The 22155-nt window shown below is 56.8% G+C and carries 24 protein-coding genes and 1 pseudogene; 11 read left to right on the top strand and 14 right to left on the bottom strand.

What is annotated here, in order from left to right; all coding sequences use genetic code 11:
• The first annotated feature begins 179 nt into the window (after positions 1-179).
• Positions 180-794, top strand: coding sequence for a helix-turn-helix domain-containing protein (locus SV253_06100; protein MDY6775635.1), 615 nt, complete (start codon positions 180-182; stop codon positions 792-794).
• Here the strand turns inward: SV253_06100 and SV253_06095 are convergent, their stop codons facing one another.
• Complete coding sequence (locus tag SV253_06095; protein MDY6775634.1) at positions 795-1103, bottom strand: cupin domain-containing protein; 309 nt, start codon at positions 1101-1103, stop codon at positions 795-797.
• 88 nt (positions 1104-1191) lie between these two features.
• Here SV253_06095 and SV253_06090 point away from each other — a divergent pair, with 88 nt between their 5' ends.
• Entirely contained in the window at positions 1192-2379 is a 1188-nt protein-coding gene (locus SV253_06090; protein ID MDY6775633.1) for a hypothetical protein, read from the top strand.
• Here the strand turns inward: SV253_06090 and SV253_06085 are convergent, their stop codons facing one another.
• Positions 2380-2850, bottom strand: coding sequence for a Mut7-C RNAse domain-containing protein (locus tag SV253_06085; protein MDY6775632.1), 471 nt, complete (start codon positions 2848-2850; stop codon positions 2380-2382).
• Between the two features lie 57 nt (positions 2851-2907).
• Here SV253_06085 and SV253_06080 point away from each other — a divergent pair, with 57 nt between their 5' ends.
• Positions 2908-3429 (top strand): hypothetical protein, encoded by a 522-nt coding sequence (locus SV253_06080; protein ID MDY6775631.1) that lies wholly within the window; start codon positions 2908-2910, stop codon positions 3427-3429.
• A gap of 7 nt (positions 3430-3436) precedes the next feature.
• Here SV253_06080 and SV253_06075 read toward each other — a convergent pair whose 3' ends face one another.
• Positions 3437-3883, bottom strand: a complete 447-nt coding sequence (locus SV253_06075; GenBank protein MDY6775630.1) for a DUF5788 family protein — start codon at positions 3881-3883, stop codon at positions 3437-3439.
• 90 nt (positions 3884-3973) lie between these two features.
• Between SV253_06075 and SV253_06070 the strand changes: the two genes are divergently transcribed.
• The 7 genes from SV253_06070 (at position 3974) to SV253_06040 (ending at position 9529) form a co-directional block, all read left to right on the top strand.
• Entirely contained in the window at positions 3974-4861 is an 888-nt protein-coding gene (locus SV253_06070; protein ID MDY6775629.1) for a rhomboid family intramembrane serine protease, read from the top strand.
• A gap of 45 nt (positions 4862-4906) precedes the next feature.
• Complete coding sequence (locus tag SV253_06065; GenBank protein MDY6775628.1) at positions 4907-5377, top strand: hypothetical protein; 471 nt, start codon at positions 4907-4909, stop codon at positions 5375-5377.
• A gap of 77 nt (positions 5378-5454) precedes the next feature.
• Positions 5455-6771, top strand: coding sequence for a cobyrinate a,c-diamide synthase (locus tag SV253_06060; GenBank protein ID MDY6775627.1), 1317 nt, complete (start codon positions 5455-5457; stop codon positions 6769-6771).
• Positions 6768-8096, top strand: coding sequence for an exodeoxyribonuclease VII large subunit (xseA, locus tag SV253_06055; protein ID MDY6775626.1), 1329 nt, complete (start codon positions 6768-6770; stop codon positions 8094-8096). The genes SV253_06060 and xseA overlap by 4 nt, the downstream gene beginning before the upstream one ends.
• The gene (gene xseB / locus SV253_06050; GenBank protein ID MDY6775625.1) at positions 8097-8363 is read left to right on the top strand and encodes an exodeoxyribonuclease VII small subunit; all 267 of its coding nucleotides are present in this window, start codon (positions 8097-8099) and stop codon (positions 8361-8363) included.
• A 61-nt stretch (positions 8364-8424) separates the two neighbouring features.
• Positions 8425-9168 carry an FAD-dependent thymidylate synthase gene (gene thyX / locus SV253_06045; GenBank protein ID MDY6775624.1) on the top strand — a complete coding sequence of 248 codons (744 nt, stop codon included), beginning with the start codon at positions 8425-8427 and terminating at the stop codon, positions 9166-9168.
• A gap of 46 nt (positions 9169-9214) precedes the next feature.
• On the top strand, positions 9215-9529 hold the full coding sequence (locus SV253_06040; GenBank protein ID MDY6775623.1) for a YbjQ family protein: 315 nt from the start codon (positions 9215-9217) through the stop codon (positions 9527-9529).
• Between the two features lie 5 nt (positions 9530-9534).
• On the opposite strand, the gene SV253_06035 is transcribed toward SV253_06040, so the two are convergent.
• Positions 9535-10323, bottom strand: coding sequence for a hypothetical protein (locus SV253_06035; protein ID MDY6775622.1), 789 nt, complete (start codon positions 10321-10323; stop codon positions 9535-9537).
• Between the two features lie 113 nt (positions 10324-10436).
• On the opposite strand from SV253_06035, the gene SV253_06030 reads away from it, so the two are divergent.
• The gene (locus SV253_06030) at positions 10437-11174 is read left to right on the top strand and encodes an enoyl-CoA hydratase/isomerase family protein (protein MDY6775621.1); all 738 of its coding nucleotides are present in this window, start codon (positions 10437-10439) and stop codon (positions 11172-11174) included.
• Here SV253_06030 and SV253_06025 read toward each other — a convergent pair.
• The 10 genes and pseudogenes from SV253_06025 to SV253_05980 form a co-directional block, all read right to left on the bottom strand.
• Positions 11163-13541 (bottom strand): cation-translocating P-type ATPase, encoded by a 2379-nt coding sequence (locus SV253_06025; GenBank protein MDY6775620.1) that lies wholly within the window; start codon positions 13539-13541, stop codon positions 11163-11165. The genes SV253_06030 and SV253_06025 overlap by 12 nt on opposite strands.
• A gap of 63 nt (positions 13542-13604) precedes the next feature.
• Positions 13605-14405 carry a heme-copper oxidase subunit III gene (locus SV253_06020; GenBank protein MDY6775619.1) on the bottom strand — a complete coding sequence of 267 codons (801 nt, stop codon included), beginning with the start codon at positions 14403-14405 and terminating at the stop codon, positions 13605-13607.
• The gene (coxB, locus tag SV253_06015) at positions 14402-15178 is read right to left on the bottom strand and encodes a cytochrome c oxidase subunit II (GenBank protein ID MDY6775618.1); all 777 of its coding nucleotides are present in this window, start codon (positions 15176-15178) and stop codon (positions 14402-14404) included. The genes SV253_06020 and coxB overlap by 4 nt, the downstream gene beginning before the upstream one ends.
• Positions 15171-16814 (bottom strand): cbb3-type cytochrome c oxidase subunit I, encoded by a 1644-nt coding sequence (locus SV253_06010; GenBank protein MDY6775617.1) that lies wholly within the window; start codon positions 16812-16814, stop codon positions 15171-15173. The genes coxB and SV253_06010 overlap by 8 nt, the downstream gene beginning before the upstream one ends.
• A 126-nt stretch (positions 16815-16940) precedes the next feature.
• Positions 16941-17261 carry a hypothetical protein gene (locus SV253_06005; GenBank protein MDY6775616.1) on the bottom strand — a complete coding sequence of 107 codons (321 nt, stop codon included), beginning with the start codon at positions 17259-17261 and terminating at the stop codon, positions 16941-16943.
• A gap of 61 nt (positions 17262-17322) precedes the next feature.
• Complete coding sequence (locus SV253_06000) at positions 17323-18465, bottom strand: acyl-CoA dehydrogenase family protein (GenBank protein ID MDY6775615.1); 1143 nt, start codon at positions 18463-18465, stop codon at positions 17323-17325.
• Between the two features lie 95 nt (positions 18466-18560).
• A complete protein-coding gene (locus SV253_05995) occupies positions 18561-19400 on the bottom strand; it encodes a TatD family hydrolase (protein ID MDY6775614.1) in 840 nt (279 codons plus the stop codon).
• Between the two features lies 1 nt (position 19401).
• The gene (locus SV253_05990; protein ID MDY6775613.1) at positions 19402-21369 is read right to left on the bottom strand and encodes a replication factor C small subunit; all 1968 of its coding nucleotides are present in this window, start codon (positions 21367-21369) and stop codon (positions 19402-19404) included.
• A pseudogene (locus SV253_05985) lies at positions 21343-21738 on the bottom strand (AAA family ATPase). The gene SV253_05990 and the pseudogene SV253_05985 overlap by 27 nt, the downstream one beginning before the upstream one ends.
• A gap of 28 nt (positions 21739-21766) precedes the next feature.
• Entirely contained in the window at positions 21767-22048 is a 282-nt protein-coding gene (locus tag SV253_05980; protein ID MDY6775612.1) for a hypothetical protein, read from the bottom strand.
• Positions 22049-22155: the final 107 nt, after the last annotated feature.

Raw genomic sequence — 22155 nt, 5'->3', positions numbered from 1 at the left:
TCTCCTTTACATTAGTGGCTTAATCCAACGCAGTCTAGTGATTCACCAGAGCCTTTCCACCTATGTCGTCGTAGAGCGTCTCGCTCATATCTCTAAATGGTACCAACATCCCGTAGTGGTTTCCGCGAACATGTTCGCCCTGTTTTTGTACTTAGAGACTTAATCACGTACAGATACAGATGCCACGTTCGAGGATCAGGATACACGTTCCCGGCGACGGAGGTGTGAAACACGTCTCGAAGTCGTACCCCGACTCGACCTTCAAGGTCGTCTCAGTCCTTCCGAGGGACTCGAACGGAAAGGGACTCATAGAGATAGAGTCCGACGACGTCGAGAGCATACTCTCCGAACTCAGCGAGAGAGACGACGTAGACGAGGAGACTCTTCACGTCACCGACTCGGAGGCTGTCGTCGAGTTTGAGGTTCCCGAGCCCAAACTCATGGTCGCGGCTCGGAGAACCGGAGTACCCCTCGAAACACCTTTCGAGATACGTGACGGTGAGGCAGTCTGGACAGTCCGAGCCGACCACTCGAGTCTGTCCGACCTCGGCTCTTTTCTCGACCAAAACGGGATAGAGTACGACCTTGAGTACATGAAGGAGATAGAGACCGAGCGACGACTGACAGAGAGACAGAGAGAAGTCCTTGAGGTCGCAGTCGACGAGGGGTACTACGACGTCCCACGTGAGGCGACTCTCACCGAGGTCAGCGAAGTCGTGGGAATATCGAAGTCGTCGTGTAGCGAGATACTCCAGAGGGCAGAATCGAGAATAGTCCCCGAGTTCGTCGAGTAGCTACGTTTTACACAGGATCACGAGTAGGGACGACTCTCTCTCTGCTTCGAGCGAGACGGCTTTCCCTCCTTCGAAGGTCGCCATGTCGTCCTCTTCGAGTATGTAACTCTCATCTCCAATCTTCGCCGCCAGTCTACCCGAGACGACATGTATGACGACCTTGTAACCTTCGTGTCTGTGTGGGGGAAGCTCCTCGCCCTCTGAGAGCTTAATCCGGACTGTCTTAGGATAGACTTCGGAGCCGAATACGCGTACGCGTGAACTTCTCTCGTCGGGCAGCTCCGACATGTCGGTTATCTCTACAGACATGGGTCGTCTTTCGTCTCGATGCGGATAGCTACTTCCCCGAACATCTTCGGCGTAGACCGTATACCTCTGTGGTGAGTAGACACGTGGGATGTCTCCCAGCCATACTTTCAGCGTAGACCGATGGTCGAGGACATACGTCGCGACGAGTGCCGTCTTCCTCGTGGCGTGGCAGGCGTCGTCCCTCGTCGACACCGACTGGCGGAGCCGTCTCATACTGGGTGTCCTCGGATTCGTCCTCCACATAGTCTTCGGAAAGGCGTACACACTCGTTCCGTCGTACTTCGAGACGAGCCTCGCCTACGAAGCCGCGCCTGCGGTTCAGTTTCCGCTCACCTCTCTCGGAACTCTAATTCTTTCAGCCAACCCGGGGTCGGCTCTCGGAGGAATCCTCTGGATCGCGGGCGTCGGTGTCTTCGTTGTGTCTCTCGGCGTGAGCCTCCGCGGAAATCTCACAGGCAGGGAAACGGGAACCGCCGAGACGAAGCAGGAAAGACGTACTGTCGACAGATACTCGAACGCCGCCATACCCTTCGCTCTCGTCTATCTCGTCCTCGGATCGTATCTACTCGTCGCCTCGAACTTCAGTGCGCTCCCGTGTCTCGTTTCCGTGGGATGTCAAGTCGGCTCTGTTCTCCATCTTCTCGCTGCGGGGACGGGAGGAGTCATGGTCTTCGGCGTCGGCTTCCGTCTCCTTCCAAGACTCCTAGTCTCACATCCCTCGCGCCGTCTTGTCGCCCTCGTACTTCCGACGGGCGTGGTCGCCCCGTCTTTCTTAGCCCTCGATCTAAACGGAGGAATCCTATTCAGACTCGGTGCCGTACTCGAATCGGTCGCTGTCGTCGGATTCGGCATAGCTTACCTCGGCATGGTGCGACGATCCGGGAGAAGACGTGTTGGTCTGTACGGTGTCCTCGCGGGCGCGGTCTTCGGTGCCTTAGGCGTCGTGATCGGCTTGGGGTTCGCGTTCGACGTCTTTTCCGTCTCGGATCTAAGGCTAACCCACGCACGTCTCAACGTCCTCGGATTCCTCGGTCTCACGATTGTGGGTGTGGCTTACCAGTTCTACCCGCCGAACGTCGGCTCCTTCTTAGGTGCGAACGACGAGACGGCGCTCGCCTCGATAGCAGTTATCGCATCGGGTCTAGTCGTCGAGACTGCGTCTTCGGTCATCCCGATCTCACTATTACTCCCGGGACGCCTTCTGACTCTCGTGGGGACTTCTCTCTATGCCTATGTATTACTACGTCTCTTCTACGAGAAGGAGGTCAGCGGCTGACTACGTCTCCGATTTCACCCTCTCCAGCGTCTCAGTCACGTCGTCCCAGTGTGAACCCTTCCAGTAGAGCTTTCCACAGCCGGTGCATCTCCAGACGGTCTCGACGTTATTGGGAACACAGTCGCGGTCGGGGATCTCGTCAGTCTCCTCGACCACGGAGTTACAGACGGAGCATCTCTCGGGTTCGTCGAGTTCGAGACCGATCCCTGTCTCGTAGACCTCTCTGAGCTGATCCTCGATGTCGCGCGACTCTATCAGAACCGAGGGTGTGACCGACTCTGCGAGCTGTATGTCACGTGTGAGAAGAGTCCGACCATCGTCGCTCAGATACTCCCTTATTGAGTCGTCGTCCTCGGTGTCGACTTCAAGAGCATAGACGGTGTCGTGTCCCACCATACGCAGGTAAGTTGTGAGCTTTCCGAGCATCACGTCGGTGAAGAGGCGCATCTTTCTGTCTTTGTGCTTGAGCATTACCCAACTTTCGATCCTTGAGAAGCTTTATATTCGGATCACGGTATTAGCATAGATATGACCTCGAGTTACCGCCGAACACTTCTCGTCTCAGTCGCCTTTCTCGTACTACTCTCTGGCTGTCTCTCGACGCCACAGGAGTCGTACAGACTCGCAGGAGCCAACGCCACGGGAGTCTCCTTATCTGAGTCTGAATCAGAACTCGGAGTAACCGTAAATACTTCTCTCGAACTGTCGTGTCCTGACACCGACTTTGTTCCCTTTGTGATGAATGTCCGTGTCTACACCCACAACACCAGTTACTCCGAGGAAAAACGTTTCAGTCTTAGAGAGACAAAGGAGGTCAAAGTCAGTATGGATAGAAACATATCCGCAGACGAGGTCGAAGGAGTTCTAGTGAGGCTACAGGACGCCATGGCTGTCAACGACAGTACGGTCGGTAAGTCACCCTGTACAGAGGAGGAGTTCCCCGACGGAGACCGTAAAGTCCAGTTTGGAAAGGAGTTCGGTGACAACGACAGCCGTGTCAGACCACTCACAGACGAGGAAGCCAAGTCCTTCGACGAGAGACTTAACTGACTACTGACTACCTGCGCCTGCGGTTCTCTTCTTCGACGTCGCTTGTGACCTTGTTCAGGAAGTTATTCCATCTCTTCTGGTCGGCTGTCTCGGCACGCCGTGCCTCCTCGTTGAGGTCGCCTCTCGATCCCTTGACCGACTCCCTTATAGACGTGAGTGCCCTGTCGAGTCCCACGATAAGGTCGACTATCTCCTTACCCCTCTCATATGACATCTCGCTGTCCTCATCTTGGAGCGAGTTATACAGCGAACTCCGTTTTCTTCTGAGTTTCTTCTTGAGAGTCTCGGGGTCGTAGTCGGGGTCGGGCTTCGACTCCGAACGCAGACTCAGGACTACCTCCTTGAGACGTATCTCGTCTCCGTCGACCTCTACTTCCTCCGGTACTCCGCTCCCGACGAACGACGAACCTCTGTCTACGCGTTCGAGAAGCGTCTCCCTCTCGTAGGGCTTCATCACCCTATCTACGGTCTCGTATCTAAAACAGCTTTTCGTACTACAGCACAGTACACCAAGTTATATACCCGACGAGGGCTTATCGCGTGTATGGAAACCTGCGACGAGTGTGGCAAGGAAATCGACGGCATGCCTTACGACTGCCGTCTCTGTGGAGGCACCTTCTGTTCCGAACACCGTCTCCCCGAGAACCACGACTGCCCCAAACTGTCGTCGTACGAGAGCCCACAGACGCGAGGCGCGAAGCCGGAGCCCGCGTCGACGGACTCGTCGTGGTCTTCGGCTGTCTCGTCTCTACTACCCGGTCTGCCCACGGGACTCCGCGGAAACGCGACCTATCTCCTTCTCGCGGCGATGGTCGTGACATACATTCTCCAGTTAGTGGTCTCACAGATTGCTCCCGAAAGGATCTATATATCTCTGTTTATACTCACCACCGAGAACCCTCTCTACGTCTGGACGTGGATCACGAGCATATTCTCTCACTCGACGACGAATCCGATGCATATCTTCTTCAACGGGCTAGTCCTCTACTTCTTCGGAACCTTCCTCGAAAAACGCATAGGCACGCGTAAGTTCCTCGGACTCTTCTTCGTCGGAGGCGTAGTCGCTGGACTCGCACAGACGGGAGTGACTATCGCACAGGGTGGTGTAGGCGGCGTCCTGGGTGCGTCGGGAGCGATAGCTGCCGTCTTGGGTACTCTCACGCTTCTCAACCCCAACATGCGTATCTACCTCTACTTCTTCATACCCATGCCTCTCTGGGTAGCCACCTCGCTGTTCGCGTTCTACGAGGTCTTCCTCACGGTAAGCTTCGGAGCCGGTGCGGGAGGCGTCGCACGTCTCGCACATCTCTCGGGACTCGCGATAGGACTCGCATACGGCTGGAAGCTCAGGAAGGAGGGATACAGCGTCGGAAGACGTATGTCCCTCTCGGGAGGACGCCGTGGCGGCGGAGGACGCCGCGGAGGTCTCTGAGTCACACCCCCGAAATCTTAAATAGACGGAATCTGTAGCCGCGGCATGGAGACACACAGGTCACTTCCCGACATCTCAGTAGCGTCTCTGCTGACCGTGCTTCTGACAGTCCTCGCGTGGTCTGTAATAATAAGCCAGACAGTGGGCTACCTCGCCGTATACGTGTTTCCGTTTTTCGGCTTCGAACCGTCGGTCTTCTTTCCGTTTTTCGGCTTCGAACCGTCGGTCTTCTCGGGTATGATACTACTTCTGTCGGCTGTGTCTGCCGCGGTCTACTTAAGATCCGGGGGCTCGCTTGAGTTCCTCGGTAAGCTTGTCGGAACTGCCCTCGTGATACAGATACTCGTCGGTCTGTCCGCCTTCGGAGTTTTCGGAGAGGGTCTGTCTCCCGGTACTCTCATCTCCGCAGTTGGCATCGGCGTCTACGTCTTCGGAAGCTACGCGGTCGCTCTATACTTGGTTCATCGCTACGGCGTCTACTCCGGAGTTGACCTCCGACGACGTACTGTAACGTAACGTAACGTAACGTAACGTAACGTAACGTAACGTAACGTAACGTAACCGTTAGGTTCTACTCTCACGAAGATCTGTTAATGAGAGGCTTTGTCATAGCGGGGACTTCGAGCGGAGTCGGAAAGACGACTGCGACGCTTGCGGTGATGGATGCACTCACGGACGAGGGAGACGTTCAGGGATACAAGGTAGGATCCGACTACATCGACCCGAGCCACCACGAGTATGTCACGGGGAAGCCCTCGCGCACACTCGACTTACATATGATGGGCGAGGACGGCGTCCGACGTAACTACGCGAGGGGCGATGGAGAGTACGGCGTCGTCGAGGGAGTCATGGGGATGTACGACTCGTACGACGAGAGTACGGCGAAGGTCGCTGAGACAGTCGGTCTTCCCGTCGTCCTTGTAGTCGACGCCACCGCTGGTATGGAGAGTGTCGCCGCGACGGCTCTCGGATTCGCTGAGTACGCTCAGGCGCGGGGATCGGACGTCGAAGTCGCGGGTGTTATCGCCAACAAGGCGTCGAGCGACAGACACGTCTCCGGAATAAGAGAGGGACTCGAAGCCGTCGGCATAGAGTTCCTCGGAAACATACCGCGGTCCGACGACCTCGAAGTTCCGAGTCGGCATCTTGGTCTCGAAATGGGCGACGAGTCGCCGTTCGACGACGACGCTCTCTCGCGTGCTTCCGACTCTATCGACACGCAGGCTCTCGAATCCGTCGCGTCCGAAGCCGATACTCCCGATCCACGCCGTACGACTGATAAAACAGCCGATGATGCCGACTCAGACATACGCGTCGGTGTCGCGCGTGACTCCGCCTTCAGCTTCTACTATCCGCGTAGCCTCGAAGTCCTGAGTTCGAACGCCGAGGTCGTGACCTTCTCACCCCTCGAAGACGAACTACCCGAGGCTGACGCCTACTACTTCGGAGGAGGCTATCCCGAGCTACATCCCGAGAAGCTTGAGGACAACGAGTCGATGAGATCTGACGTCTTAGACGCCGCGTCTGAGGGGAAGCCTATCTTGGGTGAGTGTGGCGGATTCATGTACCTCAGCGAGTCGCTCACCGTTGACGGAGAGACCTACGAGATGGCGGGTGTACTGCCGTCACAGGTCGAGATGACGGAGTCGTTAGAGGCGGTGGGATACACCGAGGTCGAGCCCACTGGTGCCTCCGACGTCCTCGGACGCCGAAGACTTAATGGACACGAGTTCCATTACTCGAAGACACAGATAGACCGCGACGCCACGACAGCTTTCGACGTCGTCAGGGGAAAGGGAATAGACGGTGACCGTGACGGCGTCGTCGAGTACAACACGGTGGGATGTTACACACATCTCCATCCCGAGTCACAGGACTACCTCACGACTCTGATTGACAGACACAAATGACATCTCTCGACGACTTTATCGACGACTCCGACTCCGGCTCTGACTCCGACTCCGATTCTGAAGCTCCACGTGATCCGGAGACCTCACACCCAGACGCGGATGCCGACGCCGACGACGTCTACACTGTCTCGGAGGTCACACAGACAGTAAAGAGCCTCCTTGAGTCAGACCCCGAACTCTCGGACGTGGCTGTGAGCGGCGAGGTCTCGAACTTCCACCACCATTCTAGCGGACATATGTACTTCAGCCTCAAGGACGACGGATCGTCACTCGGCTGTGTGATGTTCCGGAGGAACGCGTCGTCACTTGACTTCGACCCCGACGACGGCGACGAGGTCATCGCCGAGGGACGTGTATCGGTCTACGAGGAGAGAGGCGAGTACCAGCTATACGTCGAGTCGATGTCTGAGTCGGGGAGAGGCGACCTCTACGAGGAGTTCATAAGACTCAAGAACAAGCTCGACGACGAGGGTCTCTTCGACGACCGACACAAGAAGCCGATACCCGACTTTCCCAACCATGTCGGCGTCGTCACGAGCGACTCGGGTGCTGCGGTACACGACATACTCGATGTCTTAGGGAGACGTTTCCCCGTCGACGTTACAGTCTCGCCCGCGAAGGTACAGGGCGACGGCGCGGCTCCCGAGATACGTGATGCTATCGAGGAGATCGACTCCGAAGGCTGTGACGTCGTAGTAGTCGGCAGAGGCGGAGGATCGATAGAAGACCTCTGGGCGTTCAACGAGGAGGAGGTCGTCCGCGCCGTCTACGGCTGTGAGACGCCTGTCGTGAGTGCGGTGGGGCACCAGGTCGACAACACACTCACCGACCTCGTCGCCGACGAGTCAGCCGCGACACCCAGCGAGGCGGCTGAGATAGCTGTCCCCGAGAGACGTGACCTACTCGGACGTCTCGAAGAGACTGAGACGAGGATCGAGTCGGCTGTCTACTCCGAGATAGACTCGTACCACAGGAGACTCGACACCTACGAACGTCTCTTAGACCGTCACGACGTCGTCGGCAGTTACTCCGAGAGCCTCGAAGAGCTTGAGGAACGTCTAGAGGGCGGCGTCGAAGACCTACTCGAAGACCGACGTGACGAGGTATCGAGGTACTCGGATCTCCTCGACTCACTCAGCCCTCTCAACGTCCTTTCGAGAGGCTACTCGGTCGCCGAGTCGGACGGTGACGTCGTCACGAGTGCCGAAGACTTAGACGAGGGTGACACCTTGGAGGTCAGACTCTCCGACGGAAGAGTAAAGAGCCGTGTCGAAGACGTCTGTACACACAAACGAGAACGAGACCCCGAAGGAGACTTTGTATAAATGACTCAGACTGACACAGATACAGACACAGATACAGATACAGACGACGAGATGAGCTTCGAGGAACGGCTCGACCGTCTCGACGAGGTTGTCGAACGTCTAGAGTCCGACGACGTGGGACTCGACGAGTCGTTGAGCCTATACGAGGAGGGCGTGAGACTCTTGGAGGAATGCAGGAGCCGCCTTGAGGACGTAGAGACGGCTGTAGAGGCAATCGGAGACGCCGAGATACAGACACACGAGCCGGATGACCACAGTAAACAGTAGTAAGCTAAGCGTAAGGATGACATCTAAAGACACACAGACTGACACCGAGACTGACACCGGGATGGAGGTAGACCTACTCGAATCGACCCCCGATCCCGAGGAGACGGCGTGCAGGGCGGCGAGGAACGACTACATGACCGAATGGGTAGCCGACAAGAGCTTCGAGGAGGTGATGGAGTCGGTCGACGGCGACAGCTTAGACGACAAGAAGGAAACTCTGATACACCACCTTATGCGGAGGGGGCATTACGGACCCTTCGAACACCCGCAGGCTACCTTCTCGGTCAGGTCGATGAGCCGTGTCTGTATGGCACAGATCACACGCCACAGACACGCCTCGTTCGACGTCCAGTCACTGCGTTACACGGTTCCGGGACGTGGTGATATCGACGGTCTTCAGGACGTTGAGGAGTACGTCGTCGTGCCACCGTCGGTGACTGCGGAGGAGTGGAAGTCACGTGAGACGGGTAAGATAGAGTTCGATGTCCCTCCCGAGGAGAGGAAACACAGCTTCTTGGAGACGTGTTACGACGACTTCGAGACCTACTTCGACCTCATAGACGACGGGGTTCCCGCCGAGGACGCGAGGTTCGTACTTCCTCAGGCGACGAAGGTCAACGTAGTCTTCTCGATAAACGCGCGGGGTCTGATGCATATACTCGACATGAGGGCAGCGGGCGACGCTCAGTGGGAGGTACGTGAGATGTCAGAAGAGATACTCGACCTCGCGAAGGACTGGATGCCTATAACATTCGAGTATTACGAGGAGGAGATGAAGGACAGGAAGAACCGTCTTGGACCGTGACACTGACCATGACAAGTGCTTAGTCGCACCGTGACTTATCTCGGATATGAAGACAGTCACCACCGAGACAGTTTCTGGACGTGAGATAGAAGAGTCACTCGGTATAGCGCGCGGAAACACCGTGAAGGCACGTAACGCCGGAATGGATCTGATACAGGCGATACGTAACTTCACAGGGGGAGAGCTAAAGGGTTACTCTGACCTCCTGACCTCAGCGCGTGAGGAGGCTCTCGAGAGGATGGAGGAGGACGCCGAGTCGATGGGTGCCGACGCAGTCGTCAACGTCAGAATGGAGAGCTCACAGGTCACAGACGGCGGCTCGGAGGTCATAGCCTACGGCACAGCAGTCCGTCTCGACTGATCTGATCAAAGACTCTGTTCTGCCTCGGTTTCGAGACCCAGTGACCCAGACTCGATTACGTCTTCGAGGTAGCCGTTTATTCTCGGGCTCACGTAGTCCTCGGGATCGGGTTCTGTCTCCGACGAGACTGACGACGCGTCTCTGAGCGCGAGCCTCTCGGCTACCTCGACTACCTCGTCGTCGGGGTCACCGTCGGCTCCTATCGAGACGGCTGCGAGGTACGCCTGTGTGTACTCGACCGCGTCCTCCTCGACGACGGACTCGGGGTCGTCTGTGTCTATCTTACGAGCCTGACTGGTTCCGAACGAGTTTATGACACGTGTACCCATCCGAAGGTCGTCGCCGAGACGTCCCAGACCTATGCTCACGAGTATGTCGGCTCCCAGGAGCTCCATGTCCTCCTCGACGGGCTCCAAACCGACGTCCTCCCACGACGAAGGGTCGTCGACTATCTCTCTTATCCTACACAGACCCGTGTGTATGAGCTGTATCCCGGCGCATTTCGAGACGTCTACCGACGCCGACGAGTCGGAGTCGGCTGTCTGATCCCGGTGGTCGCGGTCACCCTCTGTGACTTCGGAGCCGTACTCGTCAATCCTCGAAGCAAGAAAACAGAGCATAGCCGGCTTGAGGTCGGAGGAAGTCACCATCTCACGTATGAGGCTCCTCAGCTCCTCGGGTTCAATCTCACGAGAAGACGGCTGAGATACTGAGGCTTCACGAACTTGAACCTCCTGAGTCAGGGACAGGAGCTCAGATCTGAGCCTTCTCAGATCCTCTTTGAACGCACTCATCGATGTGTTAGGAGTGGGTTTCACAAACCCATATGTGTTTGCATATAATACGCAGACAGACACCCGTAGACTCCAAAGTAAAGTAGTATATGTCTAATTCCCGAAGTCGGCTTATGATAAGGAAGCAGACAGACGACGGTGTGGCGACGGTCACCGTCGACCGACCCGAGAAACGCAACGCCTTCGACGAGGAGATGCTACGTGACTTCAGAGACAGTATTACAGAAGCCGGAGAGGAGGCTGACGCAGTGGTCATACGCGGAGAGGGCGACGCCTTCATAGCCGGAGCCGACGTCAGCCACGTACGTACACTCGACTCCGAAGGCGCGGAGGAGTTCGCGCGTCTCGGACACTCCGTCGCCGACGCCATAGAGGACTCGTCCGCTCCAGTCATAGCCGCGGTCGACGGCGCGTGTATGGGAGGAGGTACCGAGTTCATACTCGCTTGTGACCTCAGGTACGCCACACCGAGGTCGAAGTTCGGGGAGCCCGGTGTCAAGATAGGCATCTTCGGGGGCTGGGGAGGAACCTACCGACTTCCGCGTCTCGTCGGACTCTCCGACGCGATGGATCTCGCTCTCACGGGACGCACTGTCGACGCCGAAGACGCAGACGCTATGGATCTCGTCAACGAAGTCGTAGACGACGCCGAGGAAAAGGCGTATGAGGTAGCCGAGGGGATAGCTTCGAGACGGTCGGAGGCTATACGAACCGTCAAACAGTCGATCACTAACGGATACGAGCTACACAAGGAGGAAGCACTCGAACACGAGAGGAGGCTCTTCGCCGAGCTATTCGAGGACGGCGTCGAGGAGTACGTCGACTCTTACCTCGAAAGCCTAAACGACTGAACGTGACGAGTTAGCCACGACGAGGAGGCTGCTTGTCGCCATCGCAACCGCGGCGATCACAGGATTAATATGTCCCGTGACCGCGGCGGGTATCGCCACGGCGTTGTAGAGAAACGCCCAGCCCAGGTTGTGTCTGATCCTCCTTCTCGTCTTCTCCGTCATCTCGAATATCTCCGGGACGGCTCTTATGTCGTCGGTCGTGTTGACCACGTCGGCGGCGTCGACAGCGAGAGTCGTACCGTCTCCGACTGCTATTCCGAGGTCTGCTTTTGCGAGAGCGGGTGCGTCGTTGGTTCCGTCGCCGACCATCACGGTCGCACCGTCGGACTCCGCCCTGAGTCTCTCGACTATCTCCGCCTTTGCCTCTGGGGGAACCTCTGCGAAGACGTGGTCTACCCCGTCGCCCTCGAACCTCTCGGCGGCTTCGGCTGTGTCGCCGGTTATGATAGCTACTTCGCGTCCGTCTGCGACCTCCTCGACTGTCTCCTCCCAGCCGTCTCTTGTCTTGTCGCCTACGACTACCACCGCCCTCGCCGTGTCGTCCCAGCCCACGAAGACGGGAACCTTGCCCGACTCGCGCGCCTCCTCGGCTGTCTCCTCAAATACCTCTGTTTCGAGACCCTTCTCATCGAAGAGTTCGGAGCTACCCACGTAGACCCTGTCGTCCTTGACCTCGGCGCTGACACCCATTCCGGGGTGCTGTCTGAACTCTTCGGCTTCTCTGTCCGACCCGAACTCCGACGTCAAGGCGTCGGCTATGTGATGGCTCGAAAACTCCTCGACTGCGGCGGCTCTCTCTACGGCTTCTTCGTCACCCTCGACTTCGAGAGCCTCCATCTCCCCTGTCGTGACAGTTCCCGTCTTGTCGAAAGCCACGGTTTCGACCTCGCCGCCCTTCTCGAAGACAGACGGGTCGTTGACGACTATGCCGTGTCTGAGACCGTCGTTTATTCCCGAAGCGACTGCGAGCGGAGTGGCGACTCCCAAGGCGCACGGACACGAGACTATCAGAACCGAGAGGGCTGTCAGAACCGACGACTCGAGACTCGACCCTAAGGCGACCTGTGCGGCGAATGTCACAGCCGCGACCGTGAGAACCAGAGGCACGAAGACGCCGGCTATCTTGTCGGCGAGCCTCTGCACACCCGGACGTGAAGACTGTATCTCCCAGAGTAGCTCCACGAGACGGTCGAGTGTGCTCGTGGCTTCGTCGGCGACCTCGACTGTCACGGCGTTCTGGGCGACGACTGAGCCGCCTATGACCTGGTCTCCTTCTTGCTTCCTCACCGGAACAGACTCCCCTGTGACGAGTGACTCGTCTACCGCGGGTGTTCCCTCGACGACCTTTCCGTCAACGGGTATTCTCTCGCCGGGCTTGACGAGTATACGGTCTCCGGCGTCGAGTCTGTCTATTCCGACTGTCTCGTGTCCATCGTCGGCGACCCTCCTCGCCTTGTCGGCTTTCTCCTGTTTGAGCTCTGCTACGACGTCGGTCGCACGTCTCTTTATCCTCTCCTCGTAGTAGTTACCGACCGAGACGACGACGACAATAACGACAGTTATGTCGAAGTAGATCTCGTTTCCTCCTGTGAGTACGACGCCCGCGCTGTATACGTAGGCACCGACGGCGGCTACCGCGACTAAGAGATCCATGTTGGGCTGTCCCGACCTGAGGCTGACGTAGGCTCCCCGGAGTATCGGGAAGCCCGTTACGACGAGTATCACCGTTGTTAGTAGCCAGACCTCAGTAGGAATTATTGACCCCCACACACTTGAACCGAATACCGACGACTCGAAGCCGAAGTACATCGGATAGAGGAAGCCGATGTAGAGCATCATCGTGATCATGCCGAGGATACCACCGACACCGAGCCGGATCGCTGTCCTCACGTCACTCGACTCGGGACTCTCGACGTCTATGCTTCGTGCTCTGTAACCGAACCCCGTGACTGCGTCACGGACCTCGTCTTCTGAGGTCTTGTCGTCGTCGTAGGACACCTTCACCATGTCGGAGGCATAGCTCGCGTCGACGGAGCCGACGCCGTCCTCCGAGGCTACCTGTGACTCTATGAACGCCTCACACGTCGAGCAGTGCATTCCGTCGACTGCTAGGTACTCGGTCTCTGGGTCTTCTATCTGTGTCTCTGTCTCGTCTCCGGCGTACTCGGTGACTTCGTCGGGGTCTACCTCTCCGAACTCGGAGTAGACCTCCAGACAGCCTCGGCAGCAGAAACCGCCGTCAACGTCGTCCCTCGTTACGGGTGGGTCAGGTGTCGGGAGGTCACACAGATCGCAGCCCTCCGTATCCGTATTTGTGTCCGTGTCGGTGCTGTCTGATCCTTCCTCCGATCGTAGGCTGAGTGTCATCTATGTCTTGTGATTACTTTCTATTCTACGCGGTTCGCGCTAAGAAATAGGATCCGTGATGTCCTATGCTCCGCCCACACTGAGGTAGACAAACGCGACTATGAAGACCCAGACGGCGTCCACGAAATGCCAGTACAGCGACGTGGTTCTCACAGCGAGATGTCTCTTGGAGCCAAAGTGCCCCTTAAACATCGACCTGACACCGACTATTCCTATCATTATGAGACCGAGCACGACGTGGGCACCGTGAGTTCCGGTGAGTGCGTAGAAGGTCGACGCGTAGGTTCCGGCACTCGGAACCATGCCCTCTGCGACCATGTGCATGTACTCGAATCCCTGTCCCGCCAGGAAGACGAGACCCAGGAGGACTGTGGCTACGAGTCCGATGTGGAACTTACCTCGGTTGCCCTCCTTTATCTGCTCCTCAGCCCAGTGCATCGTCAGACCGCTCGTGAGTAGGACTACTGTTAGTCCGAGAGCATATGGGACATCTAATCCAGGAAGTCCCTCAGGAGGCCAGGGTCCGTTCTTCGCCTTCAGGACGAAGAAGGCTCCGAAGAGGACTCCGAAGGCGATAATTTCCGAGACTACGATGAAGGCGAGCGCGAGTATTCCGCTGTTGAAGTCGAGTAACTCCTTCTTCTGTTCGGGTATTATGCCTCTCTCGAACTCCCTCGCGTAGTCTCTCGTCCAGCTGTATGTTCCGAATAGGAATATCACCGCTCCGACGCCTATCGGAAGCGCGCCCTTGACCGCGAGACCCACGAAGAGAACCACGAGTCCGAGGACTATAGTGAATGGCGCTGCGCTTGCGTGTGGGAAGCCTTCCGCGCCTTCTCCGTACCTGACTTCTTCACTGCTCATGAGTTCCCACCTCCGAGAGAGACGTTACCGCCGTTCTTCTTTACCCACTGTTCGTACTCGTCTTGGGGCATGACCTGTATGTTTCCTGTCATCTTAGAGTGTCCCGATCCACACAGCTCAGCACAGTTTACGGTGTAGGTTCCGGGCTCCTCGACCATTATCCAGCCCGTGTTAGTCTGTCCCGGAACTGCGTCTACCTTGAATCCGAGCGCTTGTATAGCGAAGCTGTGTATCACGTCCCTAGACTTGATGTTGAAATGGACGACAGTGTTTGCTGGAATCCTCATCTTACCGTTACCTGCCGTCATTATCGTACCGCTGTCTACGTGGGGATTGTCGACCATCCACGCGAACTGCATACCCGTGACGTCGACCGTCATCTCGGGCTTATCCTCGGGAGGCTTATCGAGCTCCGCGAGTCCTCCCACCGACATCATCACTGTCATGACTATGAGGAGGGCGACCGCACCGGTCCAGACACCGAAGGGTATCCTCATCCATCCCTCGGGAAGCGGCTTAGCCGACGGGTTTATCGACTCGGAGTACCTCACCATCATGTAGATGATATAAAGGAGTGTCGCTCCTCCGAGCGCGAGCGCGATTACGAAGCCCACGAACTTGATGTTCTGAGTAACCTGGACGGGATAGCCGCCCGACTCTATCATTATTCCGTGTCCACGTATCAGGCTCTGGAAGTCGATAAACAGAGCTAGGAACATGAAGAAGAGCGCTATTCCGACTCCGATTGCCGTAGTCTTTGACGTCTTACTCATCCTCTACACCTCCGTCAGTCTCGACATTAGTTCCTGTCTCTGTATCGGCTCCTCCGTCGGGGCTTGTCTGTGAGACGTTCGAGGGAGTCGGAGGCGTGTAGGGCATGCCGTCCCACTCGGGCGACGGCATTCTCTTGCGTTCTTCTTCCCACGGCTCCTGAGTCTTCTCACCGCTTCTGAGACTCATCAGAGCGTTGACGACGAAAATGACCTGTCCGACTCCGAGGAGGAACGCCGCGACAGTCGTGAGTTCGTGTGTCGACTGGAGACCCGTGTTGTAGGTGTAGTCGGCGTACCTTCTTATCATTCCTTGCTCACCCAGCTTCGCGAGACCGAGGAATGTGAGAGGCGCGAAGACGGCTGTGAAGTAGAAGTGCCATCTTCCGAGTCTCTCGTTGTACATCCTGCCCGTCATTGCGGGGAACCAGTAGTAGACTGCGCCGAAGAATCCCATTATGACTCCTCCGAAGAGGGTGTAATGGAAATGCGAGACGAGCCAGTAGCTCGATTGGAAGAACTCGTCGAGCACGGGACTTCCGAGCATTATTCCGTCGAGTCCCGAGAGTATCAGCATTATTCCCGCGCCTACGGAGAAGAGCATCGGCGTCTTGAGACTGATGCTCCCCCCCCACATCGTCGCCATCCAGCTGAATATCAGAACCGCGAATCCGACTGTGATACTGAGGCTCGTGAGCATGAAGCCGTACTTGGCTCCGCCGAGCGACCCTGTCGTGTACATGTGGTGCGCCCAGACGAGCGCCGACATCGTCGTGATGAAGCCGAGTGCGGCGACGTACCACTTGTATCCGTAGAGGGGTCTTCCCGAGAACCTCGGTATTATCTCACCTATCGATCCGAGGAACGGCAGTAGGACGAGGTAGACCTCGGGATGTCCGAAGAGCCAGAAGAAGTGCTGGTAGAGTATCGGCGCCCCACCGTTCGCGGGGTCGAAGAAGACGAAGCCGTAGGTGGCTTCGAGGAACGTCAGTGCCATCGCGACCACGAGCGGAACCAGAGCGACGACGGCGAGTATCGCCTCAAACGCCATCGCCCAGATGAAGACGGGCATGTCGAAGAGACCCATCTCAGGGTCGCGCTCGTTGAGTATCGTCACGAGGAAGTTGACAGACCCGACTGTCGAGCTAGTTCCCGTGAGTACGATACCGAGGAACCAGAGCTTCCCTCCGAGTCCCATCCTGAGCGACAGCGGAGCGTACGTCGTCCAGCCTCCGTTGAACGGGAGGTCTGTGACTCCGAGGACGTATGTGACAGCCGTCACCCATATCAGGAAGGAACCGCCCGCCATACACCAGTAACTTAGTGCGTTGGCACGCGGATAAGCCATATCGTCGGCTCCGACCATCGGGGGTATGAAGTAGTTCCCGACGACCGCGACAGCCGACATCGCGACTATGAAAATCATCGTGCCGCCGTGGAGTGTCACAAGCGAGTTGAACTCGACCTGCGAGAGGAACCGACCCGCCGACGGCGTCATGAGCTCAAGACGGAACAGGAGTGCCGCCGCGCCCGCGACCACGAAGAAGAAGACGGTGTGCCACAGGTACATTGCCCCGACGTCGGAGTGATCCGTCGTGTAGAACCATCTCTTTATGCCGCTGGGTTTATGCTGTCCCATGGTTCACCCCCCCAATTTGGTTCTCAGCGTAGCTATTCGCCCTACCATATGGTAATGTCTTGCAGTCCATTCTCTGCCAACCGAAGATTACCCATTAAGGAAACTAAAGTCCTTCGTTTCAGACTGCTAACTGGTTGACCTAACCGCGATATATCCCGCGGCTCCGAAGACAGCCGCTATCACGAACTTGACCCAGAAGAGCATCATCGGGAGCGAGTATGACGGAAGGCTACCTATCACGAATCCCGCGGGTGTTCCTATCCAGAGACCGAGGAAGACACCGACCGCGGCTCCTATTATCCTCTTCTCCCTCGGAGTCGGTGAGCCTCCTGACCGTCTCCAGACAGTTCCCTCTCCTCCACAGACGAGACAGCTGTCAGATCGCAGGAACTCACCCACGCCGCCGCACGCGGGACAGTCTCTCCTTTCCTCGTCGCGGTCTGCCATGCCGGATATTTTGTCTCGAAGATTAAAACTGTGTTGCGCTGTCTCTGCCCCGTCTACACTACTACTGGAGAACCTGTTCGGCTATCGTGTTCCTCTGTATCTCGCTCGTTCCCTCGTATATCTCGTTTATACGTGCGTCCCTGTAGTACCGTTCTATTGGCTTCTCGTCTATGTAGCCGTATCCTCCGTGGAGCTGGACAGCCTCGTTGGTGACCTCACGTGAGACCTCCGAGGCGTAGAGTTTCGCCCTCGAAGACGCGAGTATGAGGTTTCCGTTTCCTCTCTCCTTTATGTCCGCCGCCTTGTGTGTGATGAGACGTGCGTTCTCTGTCTTGACGTCCATGTCGGCAATCTTGTGCTGTATAGCCTGCATGCCCGAAAGAGGTCCTCCGAACTGCTCCCTCTCCTGGACGTAGTCTATCGAGGCGTCGAGTGCCGCCTGTGCGATTCCGACTGAACGCGCGGCTATCGAGACACGTCCGCTGTTGAGGGATATGAGAGCCTGTTTGAGACCCGCACCCTCTTCGCCTATCATGTTCTCCTCGGGAACACGTAGACCGTCTATGTTGACCTCTGAGACGGGGTTTCCGTGGTCTCCGAGCTTGTCGAAGACCTTCATTATCTCGAACGAGTCGTTGTCCTCTATGTCGGCGACGAAGGCGGATATTCCGCGTCCGCCAGCGTCGGGGTCGGTCTTGGCGAATATGATCGCAGTGCCCGCGACTGCGCCGTTAGAGGTCCACATCTTCTCACCGTCTATGACGTACTCGTCGCCGTCCTTCTCGGCGGTCGTCGTCATCTTAGAGACGTCGCTTCCCGCCCCCCTCTCCGAGAGACAGAACGCTCCTATCTTCTCCCCCTTGACGAGAGGCGGCATCCACTCGTCCTTCTGTTCCTCTGTTCCGAACCTGTCTATGACGTTTATGGGAAGTCCGTGTGCGGCGACGACTGTTCCGAGACCCCCGCTTCCTCTCGCGATCTCCTCTATTGTGTAAGCGTAGGAGTGGTAGTCCTTCCCGGGTCCACCGTACTCCTCGCCGTAGGGAACCCCGAAGTATCCCTTGTCAGCGATCTTCTCGGCGACGTCGTGCGGGAACTCGTCTTCCTTGTCTATGCGGTCTCCCTCGGGCACGATTTCCTCGTCGACGAACTCTCTGACCTCTTCTCTCCAGGCTTCCTGGTCGTCGGTGGGTTCGAAGTTCATACTTCGAAATCCGTTCGTCGCACGTTAAATCTTCCGAACTATCCTTGTTTAACATGGAGATTAGAACGCGAAAGACGACTCCGACAACGAATGTATCAGTCGAGACTCATCTCGACGCCGTAGATCTCCTCGGGCGTCTCGACGTTCGCCTCGTACATGACCTTCTCGTGGTCGTCGATCAGAGAACGTACACGCCGAGGTACGGTACGTAAACCAAGGACTGCACCCGGACGGTCGGGGTCGTCGATGTAGTCGGTCTCCATCATAAAACGGTCGTCTCTTTCCTCGACTGCCTGTCTTATCTGATCCTCCTTCGCCAAGACCGACGGTACCGGACCTTCGAGGTCAGGTGGAGCGAAATGTTTGACGACCCTATCGGGGTTCATTCCGACCGACTCAGCCGTGTCGGTAATCTCCTCTAACTGGCTCGCTCCTTCTGTGTGAAGCTGTACAGCACAGTCGATCTCGCCTCCGAGCCTGAAGGCGTGTTCCATCACGTTGTTCGACGCCTCCCATATCTCGTCGGAGACTTCGTAATGGGGTCGCCCTGACTTGAGAGCGACCGCCTCTCCTTCCTCGACGTACTCGGCGGCGACTTCGAGACCCTCCTTCATTATCTCCTCCGCCTCGTCGACCGACTTACCCCACTCGACGAGGTTCGAGATTAGACCCGGATGGACACCTAAGACGGGAAAGACGTCGGTCACGACCTCGCGGGCGTCTTCGGCAGTCGAGAGGCTGTAATCGAAGACATCGCGGAAGTCGTCGCCCGACGACGCCTGTATACCGTATCCCCACGACGGCTTGTTGACCATACACAGATGTGTCCCGCCGCTTCTCTCGAACTTCTTGACCGCATCTATTCCTTCGCCCTTCTTCGGGTCACAGTGCATGTGGTTGTCGAGAACCGGAATCGGGAGGTCTGGCTCCGACATCTCAGACACCTCGGCTCTCTTCGTCACCGAGTGCGAGCGACGCGAGGAAAGCCTGAAGCTGTATCTCCTCGTCTGCGCCTCTCGACACGCGGTAGTCGACCTCACCTATCCTGTCCATCAGACGTACCTTGAGAGCGTCGTCTATATCGAGGTCGAGAACCGAGCGGTGGATCTGGTCTATGAGGTCGTCGCCTCCGATCCCTCTTCCCTTTATGAGTTCCTCCATCTCGTCTCTCGCGTCTCCGAAGTTACCCTCAACTGCTGTCGTGAGTATGGTCTCGACCTCCTCGGGTCTCGCGGTCGATGTCGTAGAGAAGACTGCGTCCTCGTCGACTGTCTCCCCTAGCGACGACGCCGCCTGTAAGGCATTGACTGCGCGTCTCATGTCGCCCTGAGACACAAAAGCGAGAGCGTCCAGTCCGTCGTCGGTGACATCGACGTCCTCCTCGTCAGCGATGTATGACATCCTCTCCGCGACGGCGTCGTCGTCGAGGGGCGAGAACCTGAAGACAGCACATCTAGACTGTATTGGGTCTATGATATTCGACGAGTAGTTACACGAGAGTATGAAACGGCACGTGTTGGTGTACATCTCCATCGTACGACGGAGTGCGGGCTGAGCGTCGCTCGTGTTGTGAGTGAGTATTCCGTTCCCGAGCATGAAGTTGGGAGTGCCCTCCATCGTGATGTTGTATGCTTTTCCACGGTGGCTGTACTCTATGCTCGTGACCTCGGCTGTCTCGACCTCACGGATGCCTCCATCAAGAACCGCGGGTTCGAATTCTTCCAGTCCGAAATGGCGGCTGTGGGGCACCCTTTCGTCTCCAACTACTACGAGGCTGTACTCGTCTCCGTACTTTTCGAGGAACTCCTCGATCTTGTCGAGACGTCCCCACATCTCTGCGTTTCCCTTGACCTCGATGACTATGTCGTCGAGGACGAAGTCGGGGTAGTAAGACGACTCCGAAAGCTCGAACTCGGGCTCGTACTCGTAACCGATGCCCTCCTCCTGTAGTGCTTCCGCGACCTCGTATTCCCAGTCCGAGCGGACTACGTGACCGAGTTCGTCCTCGTATCGGACGTTGTTCGGATATCCTCCCGAAGGCTTGTGACCCATCAGGGCTTCCGAGACTTTCTCAGCGACATCGGGGTCTCGCATCGGATTGTCGTCGCCGGTTATGTCACAGACAGGGTAATCAGTGTTCTCTCTTATCTTTTGAACAATCTCTTCCTTTCTCTCCTCGTCTAAGTTCTCCCACCAGTCCGAAACCGACTTGCTTATTCTCTCTTTGACTTCCTCAGCGTCAGCGTCGACTACCCATTCCTCCCACGAAGTATCCGACCTCATTTCACTCAGGTTCTCCTTCGCAACCCTAACAGTCTCTTCGCCCATCTCCCACACATGGACGCCGTGGTAGTCGCCGCCATAGTTGGGGTTATTTTCTCCCGCTAGTCTACCGTCCGAGAGCTTCTCGACTATCTTCTCGCGGCGTTCGTCGGACCACTCGGTTCCGTACATCGGGTTACCTTCTCCGGACATCTCCCGACTGTGACCCTCGTCCTTACATCCGACAGAACAGAACCTCCCGGCTGTCCAGTCGCCACACGTCTCACATCCTGACACACCTACATCGTCTCTGAAGTCGGCAATCTCGTCTCCGACTTCGAGTTCCCTTAGCTCCTTCTCCACGAGTCTACCGTCGTCTCCAACGGTGAAGAAGGGATGTTCGCGACTCGCCGTCACCGTCCTTCCGTCTTTTAACTCGATCTCGAAGAAGTCGGCTACGCCCGAGTCGACGAGCCTTCCCGAGTCCGACTGTATCTCGTTAGTCTCGAAATCGACCGACGGAATCGGTTCGCCGTCCTCGTCAACTTCTTCTATTGCCTTGACCTCGGGTGACGACGGATATCCTGTCACGACCTCTGTACCGGGAGGTACACAGAGCGAGTCCGCCTCGTCGAGGAATATTATCTTGTAGTCGGCGTCTCCGACGGGGGAGGTGCGTGCGAAGTTCTTTATCTTCTCCCTCACGACGTCTATGCCTCTCTCGTCGCTCGCGTTTAGCTCGGTGAAGTTGTCGCGCCACGAGTCGCCGTAGAGGTCGTGGACGAGTGCGTGTGCCGACGTCGTCTTTCCTATGCCTGCCTGACCCGAGAACAGAAGGTTTGGAACGTTTCCGGTCTCGACGTACGACTTGAGTCTCTCTGTTATATCGTCCTGTCCGACTATGTCGTCGAGGGTGCGCGGACGGTACTTCTCGACCCAGAGATCACCGCGCTGAACGTTTTCCTCTCGTGTGTCTCCTCCGTCTCCTTCGTCTGTATCATCCACGTCCATTCTTAGAAGAGATAAGTCGGCGTCGCCATTAACTCTGTCTGTCGGGAGGTGCAGTCGACTCAAGCATCTCGACGAGATGTTCGAGTGTGACCTCCTCAACGCCTATGTCTATGTCGAGAGACCGGAACCAGTCCTCTGTGTATTCGGCACCGTGCTGTGTGAGACAGTACCCCATCTCGCCGTCTAACTTAACCGTCGTGACGAAGCCCTGGTTGAGAAGGCTGTCGAGTATATGGTCGAGATCCTCCTGTTCGACTTCGAGCTCCTCAAGCAGACTCGTATACTTGACACACGCTATCTTGTCCGCCACTACCGAAGCAAAACGAGAACAGTATTTAATTATTGTGGATTTGCACGCGAGAGAAGTCGTGCTCTCTCGGGGTTTTGTCCTAACGGTATTCTCTTAAACCTTCGAGA

Source organism: Candidatus Afararchaeum irisae (assembly GCA_034190545.1).
Lineage (GTDB): Archaea > Halobacteriota > Halobacteria > Halobacteriales > Afararchaeaceae > Afararchaeum > Afararchaeum irisae.
The sequence above is the reverse complement of the archived record's forward strand: the minus strand, read 5'-3'. Positions and strand labels throughout refer to the sequence as shown.